At 69.5% G+C, this 9,639-nt stretch carries 11 protein-coding genes; 7 read left to right on the top strand and 4 right to left on the bottom strand.

Annotation, left to right across the window (positions count from 1 at the left end):
- The 3 genes from VKG64_03375 to VKG64_03365 form a co-directional block, all read left to right on the top strand.
- Positions 1-504, top strand: a 504-nt coding sequence (locus VKG64_03375) for a lipocalin-like domain-containing protein (GenBank protein HKB24072.1), incomplete at its 5' end; no start/stop codon positions are given.
- A gap of 729 nt (positions 505-1,233) precedes the next feature.
- Positions 1,234-1,995: an NAD(P)-binding domain-containing protein gene (locus VKG64_03370; protein ID HKB24071.1), complete on the top strand. Its 762-nt coding sequence runs from the start codon at positions 1,234-1,236 to the stop codon at positions 1,993-1,995.
- A gap of 281 nt (positions 1,996-2,276) precedes the next feature.
- Positions 2,277-2,498 carry an addiction module protein gene (locus VKG64_03365; GenBank protein ID HKB24070.1) on the top strand — a complete coding sequence of 74 codons (222 nt, stop codon included), beginning with the start codon at positions 2,277-2,279 and terminating at the stop codon, positions 2,496-2,498.
- A gap of 143 nt (positions 2,499-2,641) precedes the next feature.
- Here the strand turns inward: VKG64_03365 and VKG64_03360 are convergent, their stop codons facing one another.
- From VKG64_03360 to VKG64_03345, 4 genes are all read right to left on the bottom strand, one after another.
- Complete coding sequence (locus tag VKG64_03360; protein ID HKB24069.1) at positions 2,642-3,349, bottom strand: ABC transporter ATP-binding protein; 708 nt, start codon at positions 3,347-3,349, stop codon at positions 2,642-2,644.
- Positions 3,350-3,354: 5 nt separating this feature from the next.
- Positions 3,355-5,334, bottom strand: coding sequence for a branched-chain amino acid ABC transporter ATP-binding protein/permease (locus tag VKG64_03355; GenBank protein HKB24068.1), 1,980 nt, complete (start codon positions 5,332-5,334; stop codon positions 3,355-3,357).
- On the bottom strand, positions 5,331-6,269 hold the full coding sequence (locus VKG64_03350; GenBank protein ID HKB24067.1) for a branched-chain amino acid ABC transporter permease: 939 nt from the start codon (positions 6,267-6,269) through the stop codon (positions 5,331-5,333). The genes VKG64_03355 and VKG64_03350 overlap by 4 nt, the downstream gene beginning before the upstream one ends.
- A gap of 103 nt (positions 6,270-6,372) precedes the next feature.
- A complete protein-coding gene (locus tag VKG64_03345; protein ID HKB24066.1) occupies positions 6,373-7,644 on the bottom strand; it encodes a branched-chain amino acid ABC transporter substrate-binding protein in 1,272 nt (423 codons plus the stop codon).
- Between the two features lie 118 nt (positions 7,645-7,762).
- Between VKG64_03345 and VKG64_03340 the strand changes: the two genes are divergently transcribed.
- From VKG64_03340 to VKG64_03325, 4 genes are all read left to right on the top strand, one after another.
- Positions 7,763-8,659, top strand: a complete 897-nt coding sequence (locus VKG64_03340; GenBank protein HKB24065.1) for a DUF1989 domain-containing protein — start codon at positions 7,763-7,765, stop codon at positions 8,657-8,659.
- Positions 8,652-9,263: an urea carboxylase-associated family protein gene (locus VKG64_03335; protein HKB24064.1), complete on the top strand. Its 612-nt coding sequence runs from the start codon at positions 8,652-8,654 to the stop codon at positions 9,261-9,263. The genes VKG64_03340 and VKG64_03335 overlap by 8 nt, the downstream gene beginning before the upstream one ends.
- Positions 9,256-9,447, top strand: a complete 192-nt coding sequence (locus VKG64_03330; protein ID HKB24063.1) for a hypothetical protein — start codon at positions 9,256-9,258, stop codon at positions 9,445-9,447. Before VKG64_03335 ends, VKG64_03330 begins: the two co-directional genes overlap by 8 nt.
- The coding region (locus VKG64_03325; protein HKB24062.1) for an amidase at positions 9,444-9,639 on the top strand (196 nt) is incomplete at its 3' end. The genes VKG64_03330 and VKG64_03325, both read left to right, overlap by 4 nt.

Genomic DNA, 9,639 nt, shown 5'->3' with positions numbered 1-9,639 from the left:
AAGCGGGTGGGCAAGCTCACTCTGGGCACTATGGGATTGTTGTTTCTGGGAATGGTCCTGGCCGCTGGCGACGCCTTCGCTCAGACCGCCAAGGACTTCGTCGGAACCTGGACGCTCGTCTCCGCCGTAACCGAGCAGGGCGGGAACAAGACCGACACGTTCGGTCCAAATCCGAGAGGCATCCTGATAGTGGATGCCAACGGTCGCTATGTGATCGCCTTCTCGCGTGCCGATCTTCCCAAGGTTGCCTCCAACAACCGCACAACAGCCACTGCGGAGGAAAACAAGGCGATCGTCGGGGGGAGCCTCGCCCACTTCGGAATCTTATCCGTCAACGCGGCGGACAAGACCTTTACCTTCAAGATCGAGACCGCCACATTCCCCAATTGGAGCGGGACTGAACAGAAGCGGCCGTTCACCATCGGCGGTGACCAACTGCGGTACACGGCCGCGGCCGCGTCGGGCGGCGGAACCGCGACGGTGGTCTGGAAACGCGCAAAGTAGGCGCGGCTGGAGGACAGCAGTCGGTGAAGTCCTTCATCCCATTCTGGGATGCGAACGGCGAAACATTCGGGTCGTGCTCGAACCTGCAAGTTGGCCCGCCTAACTTCGCAGTAGAGCGGACGCGCTTCGCGCGCCGCTCACCGCGGCGTTAGGCGTCTTTAGGTCAAACTGATGTGTCGGAAGAACGTCTTAAACGCTCAGACCACCACTTCTTGGGCGGGTAAATGCTGATCCCGGTCATAGTGTTGTTGTGCTCAGGAGCCATAGTTCTCCTGTACCGGTTCTTCAGCACGAGACGTGGCGCGCGTGCTCTGTGGCGTTCAAGTGTTGCAATAGGATCTTCGGTCGGCATCATGCGTGCGGTTTTGGCGTGCGTTGGGTGGTACGGGGTAGAGCACGCGGGCGGTCCGCTTCAGATCCCAGCATTCGCGTTGGCGATGTTGGCTTGGCCTGAGGCAATCGTGTTCGGCAGGCATCGAGGCCCAGTGCCGCTGAGCTTCTATCCTTTACTCGCTCTATTACTAGTCGCGACATCGATGCTGATGGTCAGTGGAGTGGCTCTTGCGGTACAGGTTTCACGCGTTGAGCGCGACGCCTAACAACCGGCTTAAGCCGGCGGCGCGCAGGAGGCCCGCGGCGGATGCATGGTTGCGCACGCGCGCCGCAGCTTAGCCGGCGCGTTCGGCGGATAAGGTGAGGTACACGGTAGGCCTGAAGAAGGAGAGAGATATGGCAGGGAATCACGCCGCTGATCACGGCCGCCGCAACTTTCTCAAGCTTGCCGGGTGCGGGCTCGGCGTGGTCGCGCTCGCCGCTCGGCCGGCTCGCGCGAGGGCCCAGGCGACGACCGCGCCGCCGCTCAAGATCAGCATGGTTGGGGCCGGGCGCATGGGCGGCGCCGTCGGCGCTCTCTTCGTCAAGGCCGGGCACCCCGTGATGTTCTCGTCGCGCCATCCCGAGAACCTGAAGGACCTCACGACGGGTCTCGGGCCTCTCGCCCAGGCCGGCCCCGTCGCGCAGGCCGTCGCCTTCGGCGACGTGGTGGTGATGGTCGTCCCCTACGCGGCGCTCGAGGAGATCGGTAAGGCGCACGGCCGCGCGCTCGCCACCAAGCCGCTGGTGCTGGACGTCTGCAACCCCATCGCGCGGCGTGACGGTGCCGAACTGGTGAAGTGGGTGAACGAGCAGGGCGGCGCCGGGCTGGCCAGCGCCAAGTTGCTGCCGGGGGCGCGCATCGTGCGGGCGTTCAACGCGATCAGCTATCGGAGGGTCGGCGTGATCGCCCACCGCCCGGGCGGCCTCGTCGGTGTGCCGATCGCCGGCGACGATCCGAAAGCCATCGCCCTCGCCGAGGGACTCATCCGCGGCATCGGCTTCGAACCTGTCCTCGTCGGAGGCCTCGCCATGGGCAAGTTCCTCCTCCCCGGTACGCCGCTGGCTGAGGAACACACGCCCGCGGAAATTCGACAGATCGCCGCCGGTCTGCGTTGAGTCGAGGCGTGGGCTCTCCCAGAACCGTTCTTGAACATCGTCGAACATGGATCGAGAATCGCTCGCACTGAGTCGATACGCGGAGTTTCTGGAACTCATTGCCTGTTCGCGCGCCGACTCGCCGCGGGCCGGACCATTGCATTAGCCGAGATGAAGGGCGCGTGCTGCCGAAACGGTCGCCGAACAAGCGCATGCAGCCGACGGCGCGCAGGACGCGCCGCGGCTGATACGCGACGTTCGCCATACCGCGGACGGACCACCTGCGAGGTTATACTGCTGCCATGAGTAAGCGTGGCCTTGACATCGCATCGCTGACACCCGAAGAGCGGCTCGACCTGCTGGAGGAGCTGTGGGACAGCCTCGCGGCTACGCCCGGGGCGATTCCGCTCACGGAAGCTCAGCGCGCAGAACTCGACCGGCGCCTGGACGATCTGGAACGCGAGGGTCCGGTCGGCATACCCTGGGACGAGGTTCTTAGCCGAATTCGCAGCCGGGGTCCGTGAAGCAAGTCATCGTCAGGCCAGCGGCTGCCGCTGACATCGAGGACGCCTATCAATGGTACGAGTCGCAACGGCCGGGTATGGCTCGGAGACCGCCGCCGATCTCCCGCCGGCCACGGAGCGCCTCGAGCAGGGCGCCCCGTCGCCTACTTCTCCCCGAGATAGGTCTTGCGCACGAGGTCGGAGCGGAGGAGCGCCGCGGCGTCGTCGTGGAGCACGATGCGCCCGGTCTGGATGACGTAGCCCCGGTGCGCCACGCGGAGCGCCATCCGCGCGTTCTGCTCGACGAGCAGGATCGTCGTGCCCTGGCGGTTGATGTCCTGGACGATCGCGAAGATCGTGTCGACGAGGATCGGCGAGAGGCCCATGGACGGCTCGTCGAGCAGGAGCAGGCTCGGCCGGGCCATGAGGGCGCGGCCGATGGCTAGCATCTGCTGCTCGCCGCCCGACAGCGTCCCGCCCTTCTGCGTCACGCGCTCGCGCAGGCGCGGGAAGAGCGCGAACACGCGCTCGAGGTCGGGCGCGATTCCCTCGCGGTCGGGCCGCGCGAAGGCCCCGAGCTCCAGGTTCTCGAGCACCGTCATGCGCGGGAAGATCCGCCGGCCCTCCGGCGACTGCGCGATCCCCAGGCGCACGATGCGGTCGGTCGTGAGCGCGTCGAGACGTCGGCCGTTGAAGCTCACGGCGCCGCGGCGGGGCCGCACGGTGCCGAGGATCGTCCGCAGCGTGGTCGTCTTGCCCGCGCCGTTCGCGCCGATGAGCGTCACGATCTCGCCGGGCGCGACCGAGAGCGAGATGCCCCGGAGCGCCCGGATGTTGCCGTAGTACGTGTGGACGTCGGCGAGCTCGAGCATCCCGGCTAGCGTGCGCGGTCCCGCGCGGCGAGGTCCTGCTCGTAGCCCCGGCCGAGGTAGGCCTCGATCACCGCGGGATGGCGCTGGATCTCGGCCGGCGTGCCCTCGGCGATGCGCGTGCCGTAGTCGAGGACGGTGATCCGGTCGGAGATCCCCATGACGACCTCCATGTGGTGCTCGATCAGGAGCACTGACAGTCCCAGCTCCCGCCGCAGCAGCTCGATCAGGTCGGTCAGCGTCTCGGCCTCGCGCGGGTTCATGCCCGCCGAGGGCTCGTCGAGCAGGAGGAGCCCCGGCTCGGTTGCGAGCGCGCGGGCGATCTCCAGGCGCCGCTGGTCGCCGTAGGGCAGGTTCCGCGCGAGGTCGTCGGCCTTGCCGCCGAGGCCGACGAAGTCGAGCAGCTCGCGGGCCTGGGTGCGCGCGCGGGCCTCCTCGGCGACGACGGCCGGCGGCCGGAGCACGGCGCCGGGGACCGTGGCGTGAAGCCGGCAGTGGCCGCCCACCAGCACGTTCTCGAGCACGGTCATGTTCTGGAAGAGCCGGATCGACTGGAACGTGCGCGCGATGCCGCGGGCGACGATCGCGTTCGGGCGGAGCCCGACGAGGCTCGCCCCCTCGAACGCGATGCGGCCGCCATCGGGCCGGAGGAGGCCCGTCACCGCGTTGAAGAACGTCGTCTTGCCCGCGCCGTTCGGGCCGATGAGCCCGACGATCGCGCCGCGCGGGATGACGAGGTCGACGCCGTTCAGAGCGACGACGCCGCCGAAGCGCCGGGTCAGGCCCCGCACCTCGAGGATCGGTGTCGGCTCGGACGCGTGACCGCCGCGCCGCATGCGCTCGCGCAGCCATCCCGGGAGCGCGTCGACGCGGGGCGCCGGCGCGCCGTCGGCGAGGGTCGCGTCGTCCGCGTCGTCGTCGGCGGCCGGCGCCGGACGCACCCGGCGGCCGGCGAGGCCCTCGGGCCGCAGCAGCATCACGAGGACCAGCCCGAGGCCGAAGAAGAGCCACCGCCAGAGGGTGAGGTCGGCGGCCACGAGGGCGGGGACGCCCGTGGTCCGCCCGACCCAGCGCACGAAGAACGTGGTCTCCGCGAGCACGACGCGGTCGAAGAGGGTGATGAGCATCCCGCCCAGGATCACGCCCTTCAGGCTGCCGGCGCCGCCGAGGACGACCATGCAGAGGAGCATGATCGACACCTGGAACTCGAACGCGCCCGGCGTGATCGCCTGGAGCTTCGCGGCGTACACGGATCCCGCGAACCCCGAGAAGGAAGCGCCGAGCGCGAACGCGAGGAGCTTCGTCGAGACCGGGTTGACGCCCGTGCAGTCGGCGGCGGTCTCGTCCTCGCGGATGGCCATCCAGGCGCGGCCGAGGCGCGAGTCGCGGAGCCGGTTCATCGCCCAGAGCGAGGCCGCGCCGATGACGAGGATCAGGAAGTACCACGGCACCGGGTCGGTCTCGAAGGGGACGCCGGGCAGGTACGGTCGGCCGATCGGGTTCACGCCGTTCTCGCCGCCGGTCAGGTTCAGCCGCTCGATCGGCCGCCAGCCCCCGATCTCGATCGTGATGTCGCCGAGGTTGCGGATCGCCACCGGGATGATCTCGCCGAAGCCGAGCGTGATGATCGCGAGGTAGTCGCCGCGCACGCGGAGCGTCGGCGCGCCGATCACGACGCCGAGGAGCGCCGAGACCGCGGCGGCGAGCCAGATGCAGAGCCAGAAGCTCCACGCGTGCCCGTAGAGCGGTGAGCCGAGCACCGGCGAGTTGAGGAGCCCCATGGAATAGGCGCCGATGGCGAAGAACGCCGCGTAGCCGAGGTCGAGCAGGCCCGCGTAGCCGACCACGATGTTGAGCCCGAGGGCGAGGAGGACGTAGATCATCCCGTCGGAGACCGCGTGCACGGTCTGGAGCCCGAGCGCCCGATCGGCGAACGGGTAGACGACGAGGCCGGCCACGAGCGCGGCGGAGGCGAGCGCGCGGCTCACAGCTTCTCCGGCGTCCGCTCGCCCAGGAGACCGTGGGGCCGAAAGACGAGGACGAGGATCAGGATCGAGAAGACGATCGCGTTGGTCCAGCGGGCGGAGATGTACTGGTCACTCCACGCCGACAGGAATCCGATGAAGAAGCCGCCGAGCGCGGCCCCCGGCATGTTGCCGATGCCGCCGAGCACGGCCGCGGTGAACGCGCGCAGGCCCGCCTGGTAGCCCATCCACCACTGGCCGATGTTGTAGTACATGCCCTGGATCAGCCCGGCCGCGCCGGCCAGCGCGCCGCCGATGAAGAACGTCATCAGGATCGTGCGCTCGACGTCGATGCCCATCGCCTGCGCCGTCTCGCGGTCCTGGGCCGTGGCGCGCATGGCCTTGCCCCACGTGGTCCGCGTCACGAAGTAGTGGAGGGCCAGCATCAGCGGGATCGTCGCCCCCACGACGAGCAGGTCCTTGGTGGTGATGAAGACGGCCGAGTCCACGCCGAACCACTCGCGCAGGATCTCCACGGACGGGAACACGTCCGGGTAGGCGATGGGCGCGGGCCCCTTCCAGAGGAGCGCCGCGTTCTCGAGCATGAACGACACGCCGATGGCCGTGATCAGGGGGGCGAGCCGCGTGGAGCGCCGGAGCGGCCGGTAGGCCAGGCGGTCGATCGCGACGTTGAGGGCCGCCGTGCTGAGCATCGTCAGGACGAACACGAGCGGGAGGATCGTCACGAGCTGCCAGCCGGTCAGCGTCTTCGTCACCCCGAGGAGCGTGAACCACGAGAGCGAGATGAAGAGTCCCAGCATGAAGACGTCGCCGTGGGCGAAGTTGATCAGCTCGATGATGCCGTACACCATGGTGTAGCCGAGCGCGATCAGCGCGAAGACGGCGCCGCGGGTGAGACCGTTGATCGTCTGCTGGACGAGGACCTCCCACCACTCCATTTAGATGGGGGGCCCCGAAATGGCCCCCCAAACCCCCCAGGGAGGCTCGTCGCGCCCCGGCGGAGCCGTGGCGCTCCTCGGCATTCCGCGTGCTCCGGCGGGGCTACTCGAGGATGGTCTCGAACTGGAACTTGCAGCCGATCGGCGTGTCCGCCTTCACCACCTTGAAGCCGGACATCGTCTCGTAGTCGACGTCGCCGTTCTCGTCGAAGCTCCACTTGCCGTTGATGCCGTCGAAGTTCTTGATGGAGGCGATCGCCTTGCGCACGGCCTCGCGCTTCTCGGCGACGTCCTTGGCCCGCTCGATCGCCGCCGCCGCCCGCCGGATCCCGTCGATGGCCACACGCGCCGCCTCGACGGCATAGAGGGCGTACGACGTCGGCTCCTTCCCGAACTTCGCCTTGTAGGTCTCGTAGGTCTTGGCTCCGACGCCCCGCATCTTCTCGAACGGCAGACCGGCGAAGGTGACCCGCATCTCCGCGGCGAGCGCGGCGTCGCACGTGGCGCCCTTCAGCAGCTCCTCCTCGAGAAGCCCGTCCGGCCCCACGAAGCGGACGCGCGGCGCGACGAGGCCGACCTCCTTCATCTGTCTGATGATGACCTGAGCGCCGGTCTCGATGACGCCGCCCATGTAGATGAGGTCCGCGCCCGACGCGCGGATCTTGGTCAGCACCGGCTTCTGGTCGGGCTGCTTCCAGTCGATGCCCTCGTTGGCGACGACCGGGAGCCCGATCCGCTTGGCGGTCGCTTCGAAGACGTCAGCGATGCCCTTGCCGTACAGCTCCTGGTCGTTGAGGATGTAGACCTTCTTGGCGCCCAGGCGCTTGGCCCACTTGGCGCCGACGGCGCCCTGGATGTCGTCGGCGGGCACCGGCCGGAAGTAGTTCACGAAGCCCATCGGCCGGTAGATCTCCGGCTCGCCGGGCGCCGCGCCGCGCTTCTTCGTCAGCCCCGGATAGGTGTTGGCCGGCGTGATCTGGGCCAGGTGGGCGCGGTTGTTGATGGGGATCGAGACCTTCGCGGCGCCGGAGTTATAGGTGCCGATGTACACCATCGCCAGGGCGTCGCCGACGGCCTTGTTCGCGTTCTCGGCCTCCACGGCGCCGTCCCACTTGCCCGTCTGCGCGGACGCGTCGTCCAGGTTGACGACCTCCAGGCAGTAGCCCGCCACCACGCCCCCGATCTCGGACACCGCGAGGTCGACGCCGTTCTTCATGCCCGTGCCCTCGGGGATCATCGCCCCCTGCATCGGCCACGAGGTGTAGATGCGCAGCTTCCCCTTCGGGCACGGCTGGGGGTCGGCGCCCGTCGTGAAGCCCACGACGACGACGGCGACGAGAGCGAGCGTGACGGTGGCGATGCGCCCGAGTCTCATGGCTGGTCCTCCCTGATCGGCGCTATGATGCTGTCCCGGTCGGTGGCCGGTATCAGACTATGGCCGCTGTCCATTGTCAACAGCGGCGCCGGGAGGTGAGGACATTTCACGACCCCGCGTGATCTACGAGGCGAAACCCGGCTCGCCCCTCGAGGTCGACCGCGACTTCTACGCGCGCCTCGCGCGCGAGACCGGCAAGCGTACGCTCGTCGAGCGGTTCGTCGTCCCCAGGCGTTCGGGCCGGGCATGGCCCGTGCGCGCCGGCCGGCTCTTCCGCATCGTCGCCGTCGAGGGCCCGCAGGTGGCGGACCTCAACGTCTGGAGCCTCGCCAATCCGCGCGAGCGGTTCTGGGCCTCGCGCACGCGCCAGCTCCACCAGGCGCACCTCTCGACCTTCGACCGGCTCTGGTCGTGCCTGCCGTACCTCCGGCCGATGCTGACGATCACCGGCGACAGCGTGCGCTACGGACGCGACGCGGACGGCGGCGGCTGCCACGACCTGCTCGGCACCCGCTGCGACCCCTACGTGCACAAGCTCCTCAACGGTGAGGAGTTCGATCTCTGCTGCCACAGCAACCTCGTGCGCGCGGTGGCGCCGTACCGCCTCACCGAGTTCGACGTGCACGACGTGCTCAACGTCTTCCAGGTCACCGGCCTCACGGCCGAGGGTCGCTACTGGGTCAAGCCGAGCCCGGCGAAGGCGGGCGACTTCCTCGAGTTCTTCGCCGAGATCGACGTGCTCTGCGCGATCTCGGTGTGCCCGCACGGCGATCTCTCGGTGCCGGTGTGGGGGCCCGCCGCGGGCGACCCGCTCGCCACCTGCCGCCCGCTCGGCGTGGAGATCTGGGAGCCCGCGCCGGAGCTGCTCGCCGGCTGGGTCCCGCCGCGGCCCGCGGACTATCGCGGCGGCCACGGGCTCACGTCGAAGGGGGCCTCGACGGCCCCCTCCGAGCCTCCCCCAGATCGTGGCGCCGGCGAAGCCGGCGCGCGAACACGAGGGACGGATGATGGGTGATGACCTCATCACGATCCCGGCGCGGCGCGGGAAGGCGGCGCGGGTCGGCGCCGGGCAGCGCATCAGGATCGTCAACACGCACGGCACGCAGGTGGTCGACGCGTGGGCCTTCGACGCGCGCGAGGTGACCGAGTGGATGTCCATGGAGGCGAGCCGGGCGTCGTTCATGAAGCTCGCCGCCGCCGTCGGCGACGCGTTCGTCACGAACCGGCGGCGCCCGATCCTGACGCTGGTCGACGACACGTCCCGGTGCGCGCACGACACGCTCATGGCGCCCTGCGACCGGCAGCGCTACGGCCTGCTGGGCGTCACGGGCCATCACGACAACTGCCGGGACAACCTGCACGCGGCGCTCGCCGAGCTCGGCCTCACGATCCCGGCGACTCCGCCCTCGCTCAACCTGTTCATGAACATCCCGTGGACGGCGGACGGGCGTCTCGCCTGGGGCGAGCCCGTGTCCACGCCCGGAAGCTACGTCGTGTTCCGCGCCGAGATGGACCTCGTGATCGCCTTCTCGGCCTGCCCGCAGGACATCCTGCCGATCAACGGCCGCACGGGGCGGACGACCGAAGCTCACTTCAGGCTCGAGGGCACGCGTGCCTGAGCTGACGACGGAGGAGGTGGCCGCGCTGGCCGCGGCGCTCGGCCTGCCCGCCGCGCCCGAGGACGTCGCCGAGGTCACCCACCGGCTGAACGCGCTCCTCGAGGCCCTGGCGCCGCTCGCCGGGCTCCCGCTCGACACGGTGGAGCCGGGCCCGGTCCTGCCGGACGAGCCCCGGGGCCGATGACCGCGGAGCCGGACGACCTCGCGTTTCTCGGCGCGGCGGCGCTCGCTCGCCTCGTCGCCGAGAAGCGCGTGTCGGCGGTCGAGCTGGCGCGGCTTTACCTCGCGCGCATCGAGCGCTTCGACGCGCGGCTCCGCGCCTACATCACGGTGCTTCCCGACGCGGCGCTCGAGGCCGCGCGGCGGGCGGACGGCG

The sequence above is a fragment of the Candidatus Methylomirabilota bacterium genome (genome assembly GCA_035260325.1).
Classification (GTDB): Bacteria; Methylomirabilota; Methylomirabilia; order Rokubacteriales; family CSP1-6; genus AR19.
Note: the sequence above shows the minus strand (reverse complement) of the source record. Positions and strands in the feature narration are given on the sequence as shown.

Coding starts and splice junctions, on each gene's coding strand:
- VKG64_03370 (HKB24071.1), top strand. CDS start 1,234: ATGGCAGGGAATCACGCCGCTGATCACGGCCGCCGCAACTTTCTCAAG.
- VKG64_03365 (HKB24070.1), top strand. CDS start 2,277: ATGAGTAAGCGTGGCCTTGACATCGCATCGCTGACACCCGAAGAGCGG.
- VKG64_03360 (HKB24069.1), bottom strand. CDS start 3,349: ATGCTCGAGCTCGCCGACGTCCACACGTACTACGGCAACATCCGGGCG.
- VKG64_03350 (HKB24067.1), bottom strand. CDS start 6,269: ATGGAGTGGTGGGAGGTCCTCGTCCAGCAGACGATCAACGGTCTCACC.
- VKG64_03345 (HKB24066.1), bottom strand. CDS start 7,644: ATGAGACTCGGGCGCATCGCCACCGTCACGCTCGCTCTCGTCGCCGTC.
- VKG64_03335 (HKB24064.1), top strand. CDS start 8,652: ATGGGTGATGACCTCATCACGATCCCGGCGCGGCGCGGGAAGGCGGCG.